The organism is Rhodococcus sp. JS3073, from assembly GCF_026810085.1.
In the GTDB taxonomy this organism is placed as follows: domain Bacteria; phylum Actinomycetota; class Actinomycetes; order Mycobacteriales; family Mycobacteriaceae; genus Rhodococcus_F; species Rhodococcus_F wratislaviensis.
In genome coordinates this window covers 5,412,213-5,426,864 of the sequence record NZ_CP113951.1, presented here as the reverse complement: position 1 = coordinate 5,426,864, position 14,652 = coordinate 5,412,213, and the positions used below count along the sequence as shown (strand labels likewise).

The window sequence follows — 14,652 nt, the reverse complement described above, 5'->3', positions numbered from 1 at the left end:
CCACGATGTTCGAGATCCCGGCCGTGCACGCGGCGATGTTGGTCGGAGCCGTCGGCGCTGTCATGCCGATGTGGCGGGCGCACGGCACCGACTGCAGGGTCCGGATCGCGCACGGCGCGATGGCGGTGTCCATGGTGGCCATGATGATTCCCGGTGCGCCGGCATGGATTCATCTGCTGGAGGGGGGTGTGCTCATCGCCCTCGCCCTGTTCGTCACCGGCGAGACGATGCACCGCCGGACCGCCGTCCCCTGCGCGGTGGATCTCACGGCCATGGGAGTGCTGCTACTGCTCGCTCCGACCGCGGCACCGATGCCCGGGGCGTCGGCTTCGGTGCCGCCTGGCCACCATCACGGCGGCGCCGGAATCTCGACGGGCTGGCTGCCCGTGGTCGTCCTCGTGTGCTGGGCCCTGGTGGCACTGCACCTCTTTCGATCCACCCCACCCCGCGAACGCCGGTCCGGCGTCAGGACCGCGGCGGCGGGATCCGCACTGATGATCCTCGGCATGGCCCCGATGGCCGTCTGACCGCACTCCCCGACAGCAACCTGGAGGAACCGATGAGTTACGCCGATGCCGTCTACATCCACGGCAAGGTCTTCACCGTCGACGAGGACTTCACGATCACCACCGCCCTCGCGGTGCGTGACGGACTCGTCCACGCGGTGGGCAGCGATGCGGAGATCGAGCCGCTGATCGGACCGGACACCGTGGTCACCGACCTGGGCGGGAAGACGATCCTCCCTGGAATCAACGATTCGCACCTGCACGCCATTGCGTACGGTCTGGACACACCGCCGCTGTCCCTCGACGTGTCGTTCCCGACGGTCCGGTCGATCGCCGACGTCCGCGAACTCGTGCGTGAGGCCGCCGCAGCGGCCGAGGACGGTGCGTGGATCATCGGAACCGGCTGGGACGACGGCTATCTCGACGAGTGTCTCGCCGAAGACGGACGGACACCGACCCGCTGGGACCTCGACGAGGTGTCGCCGAACAATCCCGTGTTCCTTCAGGACTTCTCCCGGCACACGTCGTGGGTGAACAGCGCGGCGCTGGCGCTCGCCGGGGTGGACGAGACCACCCCGTTGCCGCCCGGCAGCCGCATGCCGGTCGGCGAGGACGGCGTGCTGACCGGCATCGTCATGGAGGGTGCGCAGGCACTCGTCCAGCGTGTGCTTCCGGCCCTCACCCGGGAGCGCCGGGAGGAGGCACTTCGCTCGGCGATCTCGATCCTGCAGAGCGAGGGGATCACCAGTTTCACCGATCCGGCGATCGGACCCGGCGGCGAGGCCCTCGCCGGCGGGGCGATGGGCGCCGAGGGCCTCGCGGTGTATGCCGACCTCGCCCGCCGCGACGAACTCGGTGCGCGCGTCAACCTTCTCCTCCTGCCCACCGGAATGTCCGGATCGGCTGAGGATTTCGGACGGAACCTCACCGAGATCGAGGTTCCGGAAACGGTGGACCCACGGATGTTCCGGGTTCTCGGGGTCAAGGTGTTCGCCGACGGCATCCCGCCGAGCAAGACCGCGTGGATGCACGAGGAGTACGTCGGCGGCGGCTGCGGCTCCCTCTGCGTCGGCGGCGACACCGACGTACGTCAGGTGTACGAGGTGACCGAGATGGTCCGCATCGGCCACGAGGCCGGCTACCAGATCGGGGTGCACGTCACCGGTGACCGTGCCATCGACACCGTCGCCGACGCGATCATCGCCGCGCAGAATGCGCACCCCCGAGAGGATGCCCGGCACTACCTGATCCACGGCGACTTCATCAGCGAAGCCACCCTGAAGCGCCTGGCCGAGAACGGCATCGGCGTCAATATGAACCCGACGATCAAGTGGACGATCGCCGACCTGGAGGTCGGGGTGGTCGGAACCGAACGAGCCGCCTACGAATGGCCCTATCGCAGCGCTGTCGAATCCGGGGTGCACCTGATGAGCAGTTCCGATGCGCCGGTCACACCGCCCGATTGGCGCCAGGGCATCTCGACGATGATCCTGCGCGAGAGCAAGGCCAGCGGCGCGGTGAGCGGACCCGACCAGCGCATCGGCCTCGCCGACGCCGTCCGCACCTACACGATCAACGCGGCCTGGCAGGACTTCGCCGAAGACTGGAAGGGATCACTCGAGGTCGGCAAGGTGGCCGACCTGTGCATCCTCGACGGCGACCTCGAGACCGCCGACCCGCACGACATCCCGGCAATGCAGGTCGTCTCCACCGTGCTGGGTGGGAAGGTCGTGTTCCAGCGCGTCACAGAGAGTGTCGCGTAAGCCCGGTACCGATATGTCGGAACAGCCGGTTCGCCGCTTGGTCGGCGAACCGGCTGTTGGGCGTCTACCCGATCCGCCGGTTCACTGAGCCCATGCCGCCTCCGCGATCCAGTACTCGCTTCCGTCGGCGCTGATTCCGCGGTGCCATTCGGTGGTCCGTCTCAGGTTCGGCTCGACGCGCGCGGTGGCCGCGTCGGCTCCGTCCGGTCCGTCCTCCCGCACCTGCCAGTGCACCCAGTTCACTTCGTTGCCGTCCTCGTCGTGCACGAAGAGGTCGACGTGATGCCAGCCGTAGCGGTGGGTGTCGGCGTAACAGGTCAGGAATGTCCGGTGATGATGCGAGTAGTCCACGAGGTACCTCCGGCCGCGGTGGTGTTTTCCACCACGCTAGAACCGGATCGTGCCCAACGGAATCCAAGAAACCTTTACCTGCGCGAGGTCCCGCTTCTCAGTGGTTCGGATCGGCAGGCAACGTGAACGTGAAGACCGCTCCGTGTGGATCGTTCTCACGCGCGGTGAGGGTCCCGCCCTGGCGGGTGATGATGCGGTGGCTCAACGCGAGCCCGATTCCGTGACCCGTGGACTTCGAGGTGAACGCGCCGTCGAAGATTCGGCCGTCAGGGATGTGCGAGAGACCCTTGCCGTGGTCCTCGACGCTCACGACGCCCTCCGTCTCGGTGATGTCGGTGCGTACCGTCACGATGCGGTCGGCTGCCGGCCATTCCGACATCTCGTCGATCGCGTTGAAACACAGGTTCAGGATGACCTGCCCGGTGAGCACACGCTCGCACACAACGGCGACCGTGTCGTGCGCACGGAGGTACTCGACGTGAACGCCCTTCTGCCGCGCCCGGATGTCGATGAAGTACGCGCATTCGTCCACGATGTCGTTGAGATCGACGATCTGCTGGGACTCCTCGAGTTGCGTCACGTACTCACGCAGACTCCGGACGATCTGATTGGCCCGGTCGATCTGCTTACGCGCCTCCTTCAGGCCCCAGCTCACCTCGTCGTGATCGCTCCGGCCGTCGTCGAGGCGGCTCTGCGTTCCGGCGATGAAATTGGTGGCGGCCGCGAGCGGCTGGGCCAACTCGTGGGCGATGGCCATCGCCATGTCGCCCATCGCGTTGTAGCGGGCCAGGTAGTTGAGGTACTGCGAATCCCGTTCGTGCTCCTGCTCGGTGCGGACGTGTTCGGTGACGTCGTGGAAGAGCAGCAGGTGGCCGCTCAGATCGTTCTCGATACCGATGTGCTGGCAGCTCCCCGCGTGCCACCGGCGCTCCTCGGAGGTCAGTTCCACCTCGTAGCGCAGACTCTGGGAACCCCCGTCGACGGTCGTGAGTTCCAACGCGCGGCGCACGCTCTCCCGTGACTGCCCCGCCCGGCAGAACTCCGTGAAGCGTTCGCCGACCAGAGATGCCACCGGAACCTTCAGGAGCTGCGACGCCGCCTCGCTCGCATATGTGATTCGGCTGTCGTCGTCCAGGACGAGGATTCCTTCGGCCATGTTCCGCAGGAAGGCGGCCAGGCGGGCCTCGGTACGGGTGAGATCGGCCTCGGTGCGGGTGAGGTCGCGACGCATCGACGTTTCCTGCTCGATGTCGCGGAACTGCACCATCACCACGGTCCGGGCGCTCAACTCGACCCGTATCGCGATCGCCTCCGTCAGGACTTCTCGCCCGCTCTTCGCGCGATACGCCCATTCGATGACCGCCGCCCCGTTGTCGACGGCCTCCTGCAGCCACCGCCGTCCCACCGACCGGCGGTACCGCTTCGCCGGGGAACTCATATCGGGCGCCTTGAGCGGTTTGAGCTCTTCGACCGTGAATTCGAGCAGTTCCGACGCAGCCCTGTTCGCCCAGAGGATGTCCTTGGTCGCCGCATCGTGGACCAGGACGCAGTAGCGAAGGGACTCGACGAGTCGTTCGTAGTCGGACGGCGCGAGATCGGACAATGCGGCCTCCTTCGGCTCATCTCGAGTCTACTGAGCGGACGGACCACGGACACGATAGGGAAATCCTTTACTCCGAGGCGACATCTCTGCACGTCCGCGGGAGGAAGCACCGATTGAGTGATGCCCACCACCGCAATAGCCTGATTTCGACACGAAACACGCCACACCCCTTCCTTCTTCGCGTCGATCGGAGTATTTGATGACCAACGCACCGACCCTCGAAACGACGGATGCCGCCGCGAACGGGACGCTGTCGTTCGAGGACGTTCTCGAGCACGTCGCATTGCGGCGGGAAGAGTTCGCGCGCCAGAAGTTCGTGCCTCGCGACATGATCGACGAGTTCAAGCAGATCGGCATCTACCGGGCGGCGACACCCCGCCAATTCGGCGGCGACGCACTGCCCCCGAGCGAGTTTCTGCGGATGATCGAACGAATCTCCGCGGTGGACGCGTCGGCGGGCTGGGTCGCCAGCTTCGGCTCCGCGCTCGTGTACCTGGCGGCACTGCCACTCGCGACGCAGGCGGAGTTGTACAAGGACAGCCCCGACCTCGTCTTCGCCGGCGGGCTGTTCCCGGTGCAACCCGCCGAGCAGGTGCCCGGCGGTCTGAAGATCACCGGGCAGTGGAAATTCGCCAGCGGATGCAAGGGCGCCGACATCCTCGGCGTCGGGATTCGCGGCGGCGACTCCACCGCGGGGAAGCCGCGCACCGCCCTGCTGTGGCCGAAGGACGTCGAGATCGTCGAGAACTGGGACGTGGTCGGACTGTCGGGCACCGGAAGCCACGAACTGAAGGTCGACGGCGTCGTCGTACCCGAGGATTGGACGTTCATCCGGGGCGGAACCCCCACTGTCGACGAACCCCTGTACCGGTATCCCTCCATCGCCTACGCCGCCCAGGTTCTGGCCGTCGTCAATCTCGGTGTGGGGCGCGCCGCGCTCGACTATGCGATCAAGGTGGGTGCGGGACGCACGGGAATCACCGGGGCGCCCAAGCTCGCCGATCGCGCCTACTATCGCATCGACCTGGCCAAGGCGGAGGCGACACTGAGATCGGCCCGCGCCTTCTTCTACGAGGTCACCGACGAGGCGTACGCCACGGTGGTCGCCGGCGATCCCGTCCCGGACAAGCTTGCCGCACTTCTCCGCCTGTCCTCGACACACGTGGCCAAGGCCGGCGCTTCCGCCGTGCACACCGCGTTCCAGTTGTCGGGCACCGGCGCGATCTACGACGGCAACGCGATGCAGCGGTACATGCGCGAGGCCCTGGTCCCGCCGCAGCACGCCTTCCTCGGCGACGGCATCTACGACAGCGCCGGTGCGGTGCTGATGGACATCCCGCCGTTCCCCGGCTTCATCTGACCACCCGTTCGAATCGAGGAGATCATCGTGAGTGACACCAAGACCGCACCGCTGCGAGTGCTGTTCTGCATCGGCATCAACCAGAACTTCTTCGACCTCCCGACCGGCCAGGGCGGGCTGGTGTGGAAGGCGTTCTCCGGGATGATGGACGCGGTGGCCGAGACACCCGGCGTCCGCGTGATCGGGGACATCGACGACGACAGCCACATGGTCGGACCGTCGGACGGCTGGCCCTGGACGTGCTACATCCTCGCCGACGTCGACACCCAGGAGACCGTCAAGGCGGTCTGCAACCTCTTCCGCACCACCCGGGTCGGCGAGTACACGTTGTGGCGATACGCGAAGATCGAGGCCCGCATCGGCCGTGCGCTCACCGTCCGCGAAGACGTCGACCTCGGCGTGTGAGCGGAATGCACTCCGCGGCCGCAGTCGAGCGCATCGAGAGCCGCGAGGCCGTTCACCGCGTGATGTGCCGGTACATGGAACTGTGCGATGTTCCCTCCGTCCAGTTTTCGGTCGAGGAACTCGCCTCGCTGTTCACGTCCGACGCGGTGTGGGAAGGCATCGGCGCCGAGTACGCACGTAAGTTCGGCAGGCGGCGGGGCCGGCCGGAGATCGTCGGAATGCTCACCGCGTACCTTCCACCGAACTCCCATTTCCGGGCAAATGTGCATGTGCTCGGCAGTGAGCAGATCGAGGTGGACGGCCCCGCGGCGCAGGGGCGGTGGATCATGCAGCAGCTGTCGCGATACGAGGACGGATCGGCCGAACTGCTCGTCGCCCGCATCACCGCCGACTGTGAACTCGTCGACGGTACCGCCCGAATCAAGCACTTCACGACCGAGAAGCTGTTCGTCACTCGCCTCGACGAGGCGACACGACTGCTCGAATCGAATTGAAAGAGAACGTGATGACCACTTCGCTGGATCCCACCACCCCGGACACCACATTCGCGGACACCAACTTCGCCGACCTCGTCACGGACGACCGCGTGGACGGATCGCTGTACACCGATCCCGACATGTTCGAGGCGGAGCTCGAGAGGATCTTCTACCGCACGTGGGTATGGGTTGCCCACGAGAGCGAGATCCCCGAGGCGGGGAGCTACAAGATGGCGACCATCGGCCGGCAACCGGTGATCGTCAACCGCGACCGCAAGGGGAACTTCAATGTCCTGCTGAACCGGTGCCGCCACCGCGGAGCCAGCGTCTGCGAGGTCCCCAAGGGCAAGGCGAACGGGTTCACCTGCCCGTATCACAGCTGGTCGTATGCCCTCGACGGTCGTCTGCGGGGAATCCCGTACCCCGACGGCTACGACGAGGACCTCGACAAGAAGGACCTCCCCCTGCAGAGCCTGCGGGTGGAGTCGTACGCCGGGATGATCTTCGCCAGCTTCAACCCCGACGTCGAACCCCTCGACGACTTCCTCGGCGACGCGAAGGCATGGATCGACCTGTTCATGAAGCAGGGCGCCGGGTACCCCATCAAGACGCAGGGCGAACACTGCTTCCGCTTCCGCGGCAACTGGAAGATCCAGTTGGAGAACACCACCGACGGATACCACTTCCCGATCGTGCACCGGTCCTGGATGTCCTCCGTCGACGCCGAGACGGCCGACATGCTCTCCTTCATGACCGATGACAACGCCGTGACCCACGCGCTCGGGAACGGCCACAGCGTCGCCATCATGGTCCCGGAACACGTCGACCTGGACTACGACGACGGCACCGAGAAGATTCAGGCCCGTTTCGACCACATCGTCGAAGAACTGTCGAAGACGATGCCCGCCGACAAGGTCCGCCGCATCGTCCGATCCATGCACGGCGCCGGGTTCAACCTCAACATCTTCCCCAACGTCGCGATGTCGATGTCGTTCTTCCGGGTACTGCGCCCGATCTCCGTCGACGAGACCGAGATCCGGCACATCGCCCTCGGCATGGACGGCGGACCCGAGATCGTCAACCGCGAACGCCTCCGCATTCACGAACATTTCCAGGGCCCGTTCGGGTTCGGCAGCCCCGACGATTCCGAGGCCTGGGACCGGGTTCAACGCGGGTCCCGCGGCGCACCCGGAATGCCGATCATGGTGAACCGCGGTCTCAATCGTGAAGCGCTCGACAGCGACGGACACCGCACCTCGCACGTCACCGACGAGACCGGCATGCGCGAGGCCTACGCAATGTGGAAGAGGATGATGACCGATGAGCACTGATCTGATGACCGCCCAACTCGCCGACACCCGGGTACTGCAGGCGATCGAACTCATCTGGCACGAGGCGGCCCTCCTCGACGCCAAGGACTACCAGGCGTGGGACGCCCTCTGGACCGACGCAGGCCGGTACGTCATTCCCATCGATCCGGACACCGACGACTTCGACGGATCGCTGAACATGGTCAACGACGACACTCGCATGCGGCGCATGCGTATCGAACGCCTGACCTCCGGCTACTCGATGTCCGCGCTCGCCGCCGCCCGGACGGTCCGCACCGTCTCGCGCTTCACGGTCGAGGAACGGACCGAGGAGTCGATCACGGTGAGGTCCGCACAGATCCTCGTGGGGTTCAAGCGCGACGATCAGCAGACACTCGCCGCCGACGTCACGCACCGCATTCGCTACACCGAGAGCGGGCCGCGGTTGGACCTCAAGGTCATCCGGCTCGTCAACTCGCAGGCCGCGGTCAACGCCTCCGGCTACCTGCTCTGACCAGCACCTTCCGCACGATATCGACCGAACAGGAGCTCGACGTGGATTCTGTCGCAGTAGTCACCGGCGGCGGACGCGGCCTCGGTGCCGCGATCGCACACCAATTGCACGACCGCGGATACCGCGTCGCGGTCGCGGACATCGACAGCGGTGCCGCGAAAGAGACCGCGGCGGAGCTGGATCCGGACGGCAACTCGGCCATCGGCGTGGAGCTGGACGTTCGGAAGAGGACGAGTTTCGAAGCCGTACGCGACCGGGTGATCCAGGAATGGGGTGGCATCGACGTCCTCGTCAACAACGCCGGCCGGTCGCAGACGGGCTCGCTGATGGACATCGCGCCGGAGGAATTCTCCGACATCGTCGAGATCAATCTCAACGGCGCCTTTCTCGGCTGCCAGGTCTTCGGAAGTTATTTCGCCGAAAGGCGATACGGCAGAATCGTCAACATCGCGTCGCTGGCGGGACAGAACGGCGGCACGGCGACCGGCGCGCACTACGCCGCGGCCAAGGGCGGCGTCGGCACACTGACCAAGGTCTTCGCACGCGAACTCGCCCCGTCGGGTGTCACGGTCAACGCGGTCTCCCCCGGGCCGCTGGATCTGCCGGTCGTGCGTGAGACGGTGCCCGCGGACAAGCTGGCCGCCATCCTCACGACCATTCCGGTGGGCACCCTGGGCTCGCCCGACTTCATTGCCGAGACCGTTGCCCTGCTCGCATCGCCGACGGCCGCGTCGGTCACGGGGGCCTGCTGGGACGTCAACGGCGGCCTGTACATGCGGTAACCCGTCCGCGCGACGAGAAGGATCATCATGAGCTTGTTCACTGTCACGGTTGCGGACATTGTCGAGGAAACGCCTGATATCAAGTCGTTCCGGCTGGTTCGGACAGACGGGTCACCGTTCGACCCGTACCCTGCCGGCGCCCACATCGACATCCTCGGTCCCACCGAGGTCCTCACCCAGTACTCGCTGTGCAGTCCGCCGCACGAGTCCGACTCGTACGTGGTCGCCGTCAAACGCGAGACCGGCCCGCGCGGTGGATCGGCCGCGCTGCACGATCGTGTGACGATCGGCAGTGAGTTGCAGATCAGCCGGCCGCGCACACTGCTCACGCTCGCCGAGTGCGCCGATCGGCACATCCTCGTCGCGGCGGGGATCGGCCTGACCCCGATGCTGAGTCTGGCGTTCGCGTTGCATCGGCGGGGACAGCAGTTCGACCTGCACTACTTCGCGCGGACGAGGGCGCAGGCCGCGTTCGCCGACCTGCTGGAGAGTGCGGATTTCCGCCGGGACGTGCACCTGCACTTCGGCCTGACCAGGGACGACCAGCTCTCCGCCCTCGAGAAGATCCTGGCGGACGCGTCGGCCGCGACCCACGTCTACATCTGCGGCCCCGAGGGTTTCATGGATCGGGTGCGCGGACTGGCGGAACCCGCGGTCGGTGAGGACGCGGTCCATTTCGAACACTTCGAGGCGGCGACACCGGTCGCGACCGGGTCGGACACGGCGTTCGAGTTGGAACTCGACACGGGTGAGGTGTTCGACGTGCCTGCCGGAAAATCCATCGCGGACGTACTCGAAGAGAACGACATCGAGATCGACACGTCGTGCCGGGAAGGTATCTGCGGCACGTGCGTCCTGGATGTGCTGGAGGGCGAACCCGACCACCGCGACAATTGCCTCACCAAGAGTGAGAGAAGGGCGGGAGACAGAATTGCCGCGTGTGTGTCGCGCGCGAAATCCGGGCGGCTCGTCGTCGAACTTCCCTGAAAGTGCCGAATCATTTCAGGTCACTGCAATTCCGGCCTGCAGAATGTCGCGAACGAGAACCGCGATGCTCTCCGCTCCGGTCTTTTCCTTGATACGGGTGCGATGCACGTCGACCGTCTTCACGCTGATCCCCAACTCCTTGGCGATGTTCTTGCTCGGCAATCCGTCGAGGACGAGTGCGAGAATTTCCTTTTCCCGCACCGTCAGCGTGTCTATCCGGCCCTGCAATTCCGTTCTGTTGCGTCGCTCGCCGAATCGTTGACGCGCGACCCGGAGCGCATCCTGAATCACGTCGAGCATGTGCTGCGGATCGTAGGGCTTCTCGATGAACGTCAGCGCACCCCTCTGCAGCGCCCGCACCGACATCTTGATGTCACCGTGTGCCGACACGAAGATGATCGGGATCGGGGATTCGTCGGCGAGGAGTGCCTCCTGGAGTTGGAATCCGCCGACTTCCGGCATCCGGACATCCAGCACGAGGCAGGCCGGGATGTCGCGGCGGTACTCGTCCAGGAACGACTGCACCGAGAAGTAGTACTCCGACGTGATGTTGACCGAATCGAGTAGCCACGCAAGCGATGCGCACAACTCCTCGTCGTCGTCGACGATGTAAACCCGTGTTTCCTGCTGATCCATCGAATCCCGCCTCGCACAAATGGCCTGTTACCACGTCCAGTGAACACCGACCGTATCGGAAGCGATAGGCAACTGAAGAAATCCCCTACCCGGGTACGCGACTTACTACACGAAAGTAGCGTCGCCGCCACTGTTCTCACGCAGGCGATTCGTCCTATTCTTCTCTGGGGAACGCAGGCGCAACGCGAAGACACGACTTTCTGTTCCAACTCATGGAGACTGAAAATGCCCGAACTCACGACCATGCAATCGAGCTTCCGCACCGCCATGGCGAACCTGCCCGCTGCGGTCAACATCGTGACGACCGACGGCCCTGCCGGACGCTGCGGAATGACGGTCACCGCCGTCTGCTCGGTCACCGACTCCCCGCCCACCGCCCTGGTGTGCGTGAATCAGAACAGTGCGATGCACAACGTATTCCGGAAGAACGGCCGAGTCGGCATCAACGTTCTCTCCGGCGACGACGAAGAGCTGGCCATGCATTTTGCGGGCGCAACGAAAGTCGCGATGGCGGATCGCTTCCACTGGGACATCTGGGAGGAAGACACCGGAGACGGTGTTCCGATCCTGCGCGCCGCTCACGTGGTTCTCGCCGGCCGGATCGCGGACAGCAAGACCGTGGGATCACATTCGGTGATGTTCATCGAACTGGACCGCGTGCAGACCCGCGAACACGGCGACAGCCTCGTCTACTTCCAACGCAAGTTCCACCGTTTGTCGGTTCCGGTCGAGTCCCCCGACTGGCTGTTCTACGACGAATGGTCCGACCCGATCACCGTGACGCCCGCTCTCGTTCCCGCCGCAGCCGGAGGTAAATAGCCATGGTCACCTCGTCACCGCCCGAACAAGTCCCACCGAATTCCGACCTGCATGCGCTCGCAGACACGCGTGCCGCCTTGACCTTTCGTCTCAGCGCCCTGGTCCTCGCACTGTTCTTGCCCCTGCCGATCCTCGGTGGGTTCACCTCGCTGCTGGACGGCGTCGTCTTCAGCGGTGTCACCGTGGCGTGGCTCTACGCGGTCGCGCAATTCGCCGTCGCCATCGTCGTGGCCCGGTACTACATGGCGCGAGCAGCCGAACTCGACTCCCGGACCGCCACGCGGGCGAAAGGATAACCGCCATGAACCTCGTCTCTGCATCGCTCTTCGCGGCCCTCGTCGCGGTCACCCTGATGATCACCGCGTGGGCGTCCAAGAGGAACAAGTCCGCCGCCGATCACTACGTCGCGGGCGGCAGCCTCACCGGCAGGCAGAACGGTGTCGCCATCGCAGGCGACTTCATCTCCGCCGCCTCGTTTCTCGGTGTCACCGGCGCGATCGCCCTGACCGGCTTCAACGGCTTCTATCTCGCGGTCTTCGTGCCCGTGGCATTCGTCCTCGCGATGCTGCTGATCGCGGAGCCCCTGCGCAACCTCGGCCGCTTCACGCTGGCGGATGTGCTCGCCACCCGCTTCCCCGGCAAGGATGTGCGGTCGATGATGGCCGTCAGCACCGTCGTGATCAGCGTGGTCTATCTCGTGTCGCAGCTGGTCGGTGCTGCACTTCTGGTGTCGTTGCTGTTCGACCTCGACTACGCCGTGGCCGTGTTGATCATCGGGACACTCACCACCGCGTACACCCTGGTGGGTGGAATGCTCGCCACCAGCTGGATCCAGATCATCAAGACCGGTCTCCTCATGGTCTGCGCCGTGGTGCTGTTCGTTCTCGTGCTCGTGCGGTTCGATTTCAATCCCTTCGGCCCGTTCAGCACGGCGCTGGCCGAGTTCGGGCAATCGTTCGTCGCGCCGCAGCGCACGTCCGGTGCGGCGTCGTTCGATCAGTTGTCGCAGACCGTCGGACTGGTCCTCGGCGTGCTCGGCCTGCCGCACGTGATGATCCGATTCCTCACCGTCCCGGACGCGAAGCAGGCGAGAACGTCCGCCTACACGGCGATCTGGATCTTCTTCGCCTTCTACCTGCTGGTTCCCGTGCTCGGTTACGGCGCCGCCAAGCTGGTCGGTGTCGAGGTGATCAAGTCCGAGAATCGCGGCGGCAACCTCGCGGTCGCGCAGCTCGCCGAGACGGTCGGCGGCGGAGTCCTGCTGGCGTTCGTCGCGGCCGTCGCGTTCGTGACCATTCTGGCCGCACTGTCCGGCCTGGTGATCGCCACCTCGGGTGCGATCGCACACGACCTGTACGGGCAGGTGATCAGGAACGGATCGGTGTCGGCGAAGGCTCAGCACCGCGCGGCCCGGGTCGCGACGGTGGCGACCTGCGTCATCGGTGTCGCCATCGCCTTCGCGGCGCAGAAGCAGAACGTCGCGTTCCTCGCGTCCCTGGGCATGTCCATCGCAGCGTGCGCGAACCTGCCTGCACTGCTGCTGACCATGTACTGGAAGCGGATGACGGCGCGCGCCGTCATCTCCGGCATCGTGGTCGGGCTCGTCCTGTCGGTCACCGTCATCCTGCTCAGCCCGGTGGTGCAGGGACCGGACTCCATCCTCGGATTCTCGAACCCGGCACTCGCCGTGGCACCCCTCTCGCTGGCGGTGTCCGTCATCGTCGCGCTGGTGTCGGCGCCGTCCGGGGAGACGAAAGCACGAGCCGATCGCCTCTTCTCGGTGATGCGCACCCGAGCGCTCACCGGGCAGACCGAGGCGACGAACGACGACACGATGGTGGCGATGCAATGACGACGGAACTACGGTCACCGAGCCCACTCCGGGACCTGGTCGAGCAGCTGGCGCCGGGCGGGACAACGCCGATCGACGTGGCGGAGACGGCACTCGCGCGGATCGCAGACCTGGATCCGGAAATCCACGCCTGGGCTCACCTCGATGCCGATGGGGTGCGGTCCGCGGCCGCCCGGATCCAGGACGGCGGCCGGGGCGGCGCGCTCTGGGGCGTGCCCGTCGGCGTCAAGGATCTCATCGACGTCGCCGGTATGCCGACGCGCTGTGGCAGTGGACTGCGGAGCACGGAACCGGCGACGACGGACGCCGACTGCGTGGCCCGTGCGCGCGCACTCGGCGCGCTCCCGTTCGGCAAGACCGTGACCACCGAGTTCGGGTATTTCACGCCCGGCCCGACCCGCAATCCCCGCGCCCTGGGTCACACCCCCGGCGGGTCGTCGAGCGGCTCGGCGGCAGCGGTGGCCGCGGGTATGGTGCCGCTGGCCTTCGGCACGCAGACCGCGGGATCGCTGACGAGGCCGGCGTCGTTCTGCGGAGTCGCGGGTTTCGTCACCGCCCACGGCGAACTCCCGACCGACGGCATCACCGGATTGAGTCCCAGTCTCGACACCGTCGGGCTGCTGGCACGAACCGTGCCCGATCTCCACTTCGCGTGGACAGCGCTGCGCGACGGCGCACGGGCACCCGTTCTCGAGCCGGTCGCGCCGCGCCGGCTCCGCCTGTGGAGTGGGTTCGAGCTCGGCGAGGTGTCCCGGGAGATGACGTCGGCGCTCAGAACGACCGCCGATTCCGCCGAGTCGGCGGGCGTTCGGTGCCGTGAGGTCGATGCCGCCGCGACAATCGGGGCGCTGACGGAACACCACCACACGGTGATGGCGTACGAGGCGGCCAGGGAACGCGCCGCAGAGGCCGCGCAGACCGACAAGATCAGCGCACCCCTCGCCGAACTGTTCGCCGCAGGGGCAGCGACCACCGAGTCGGACTACCGCGCAGCCCTCGCCGGAATCCGCGAGACCCGGCAGTGGCTGCTCGCGGCGTTGGACGAGGACGAAGCAGTCCTCGGGCCCGCGGCTCTCGGCGCCGCTCCACCCGGCCACCACGCGACAGGGACGCCTGTATTGAGCCGACCGTGGCAGGCCATGGGCCTGCCGGTGGTCACGATCCCCGGGAAGCGTGACAGCGCAGGGCTTCCCCTCGGATTGCAACTGATCGGACGTCCCGGCGGGGAGCAACGTCTGTTCGAGACAGCCACGTGGCTGGAATCCGTTCTCTGACAACGACAGACGGG

Annotated in this window: 16 protein-coding genes; 13 read left to right on the top strand and 3 right to left on the bottom strand. The window is 66.0% G+C overall.

What is annotated here, in order from left to right; all coding sequences use genetic code 11:
- Window positions 1–5: 5 nt before the first annotated feature.
- Complete coding sequence (locus tag OYT95_RS24465; protein WP_037231132.1) at window positions 6–527, top strand: DUF5134 domain-containing protein; 522 nt, start codon at window positions 6–8, stop codon at window positions 525–527.
- A 32-nt stretch (window positions 528–559) separates the two neighbouring features.
- On the top strand, window positions 560–2,269 hold the full coding sequence (locus OYT95_RS24460; protein ID WP_268789354.1) for an amidohydrolase: 1,710 nt from the start codon (window positions 560–562) through the stop codon (window positions 2,267–2,269).
- A gap of 81 nt (window positions 2,270–2,350) precedes the next feature.
- Here OYT95_RS24460 and OYT95_RS24455 read toward each other — a convergent pair whose 3' ends face one another.
- On the bottom strand, window positions 2,351–2,620 hold the full coding sequence (locus OYT95_RS24455) for a hypothetical protein (protein ID WP_128641156.1): 270 nt from the start codon (window positions 2,618–2,620) through the stop codon (window positions 2,351–2,353).
- A 97-nt stretch (window positions 2,621–2,717) separates the two neighbouring features.
- A complete protein-coding gene (locus tag OYT95_RS24450; RefSeq protein WP_268789353.1) occupies window positions 2,718–4,223 on the bottom strand; it encodes a PAS domain-containing sensor histidine kinase in 1,506 nt (501 codons plus the stop codon).
- Window positions 4,224–4,422: 199 nt separating this feature from the next.
- Between OYT95_RS24450 and OYT95_RS24445 the strand changes: the two genes are divergently transcribed.
- From OYT95_RS24445 to OYT95_RS24415, 7 genes are read left to right on the top strand one after another with little or no spacing between them, the layout of a single operon-like run.
- The gene (locus tag OYT95_RS24445) at window positions 4,423–5,583 is read left to right on the top strand and encodes an acyl-CoA dehydrogenase family protein (protein ID WP_037231118.1); all 1,161 of its coding nucleotides are present in this window, start codon (window positions 4,423–4,425) and stop codon (window positions 5,581–5,583) included.
- A 27-nt stretch (window positions 5,584–5,610) separates the two neighbouring features.
- Window positions 5,611–5,988, top strand: a complete 378-nt coding sequence (locus OYT95_RS24440; protein WP_268789352.1) for a hypothetical protein — start codon at window positions 5,611–5,613, stop codon at window positions 5,986–5,988.
- 5 nt (window positions 5,989–5,993) lie between these two features.
- Window positions 5,994–6,482, top strand: a complete 489-nt coding sequence (locus OYT95_RS24435) for a nuclear transport factor 2 family protein (RefSeq protein ID WP_268792268.1) — start codon at window positions 5,994–5,996, stop codon at window positions 6,480–6,482.
- A gap of 11 nt (window positions 6,483–6,493) precedes the next feature.
- Entirely contained in the window at window positions 6,494–7,795 is a 1,302-nt protein-coding gene (locus OYT95_RS24430; RefSeq protein WP_268789351.1) for an aromatic ring-hydroxylating oxygenase subunit alpha, read from the top strand.
- On the top strand, window positions 7,785–8,288 hold the full coding sequence (locus OYT95_RS24425; RefSeq protein WP_268789350.1) for an aromatic-ring-hydroxylating dioxygenase subunit beta: 504 nt from the start codon (window positions 7,785–7,787) through the stop codon (window positions 8,286–8,288). Before OYT95_RS24430 ends, OYT95_RS24425 begins: the two co-directional genes overlap by 11 nt.
- A 41-nt stretch (window positions 8,289–8,329) precedes the next feature.
- Window positions 8,330–9,070, top strand: a complete 741-nt coding sequence (locus OYT95_RS24420) for an SDR family NAD(P)-dependent oxidoreductase (RefSeq protein WP_268789349.1) — start codon at window positions 8,330–8,332, stop codon at window positions 9,068–9,070.
- 27 nt (window positions 9,071–9,097) lie between these two features.
- Window positions 9,098–10,057, top strand: a complete 960-nt coding sequence (locus tag OYT95_RS24415) for a PDR/VanB family oxidoreductase (RefSeq protein WP_268789348.1) — start codon at window positions 9,098–9,100, stop codon at window positions 10,055–10,057.
- Window positions 10,058–10,072: 15 nt separating this feature from the next.
- Here the strand turns inward: OYT95_RS24415 and OYT95_RS24410 are convergent, their stop codons facing one another.
- A complete protein-coding gene (locus tag OYT95_RS24410) occupies window positions 10,073–10,693 on the bottom strand; it encodes a response regulator transcription factor (protein WP_037231106.1) in 621 nt (206 codons plus the stop codon).
- A 225-nt stretch (window positions 10,694–10,918) separates the two neighbouring features.
- Here OYT95_RS24410 and OYT95_RS24405 point away from each other — a divergent pair, with 225 nt between their 5' ends.
- The 4 genes from OYT95_RS24405 to OYT95_RS24390 are packed head-to-tail and all read left to right on the top strand — an operon-like array spanning window position 10,919 to window position 14,638.
- The gene (locus tag OYT95_RS24405; protein WP_037231105.1) at window positions 10,919–11,512 is read left to right on the top strand and encodes a flavin reductase; all 594 of its coding nucleotides are present in this window, start codon (window positions 10,919–10,921) and stop codon (window positions 11,510–11,512) included.
- A gap of 2 nt (window positions 11,513–11,514) precedes the next feature.
- Window positions 11,515–11,808 carry a DUF485 domain-containing protein gene (locus OYT95_RS24400; protein ID WP_268789347.1) on the top strand — a complete coding sequence of 98 codons (294 nt, stop codon included), beginning with the start codon at window positions 11,515–11,517 and terminating at the stop codon, window positions 11,806–11,808.
- Window positions 11,809–11,813: 5 nt separating this feature from the next.
- Window positions 11,814–13,364, top strand: a complete 1,551-nt coding sequence (locus OYT95_RS24395) for a solute symporter family protein (RefSeq protein ID WP_128641149.1) — start codon at window positions 11,814–11,816, stop codon at window positions 13,362–13,364.
- The gene (locus OYT95_RS24390; protein WP_268789346.1) at window positions 13,361–14,638 is read left to right on the top strand and encodes an amidase; all 1,278 of its coding nucleotides are present in this window, start codon (window positions 13,361–13,363) and stop codon (window positions 14,636–14,638) included. Before OYT95_RS24395 ends, OYT95_RS24390 begins: the two co-directional genes overlap by 4 nt.
- Window positions 14,639–14,652: the final 14 nt, after the last annotated feature.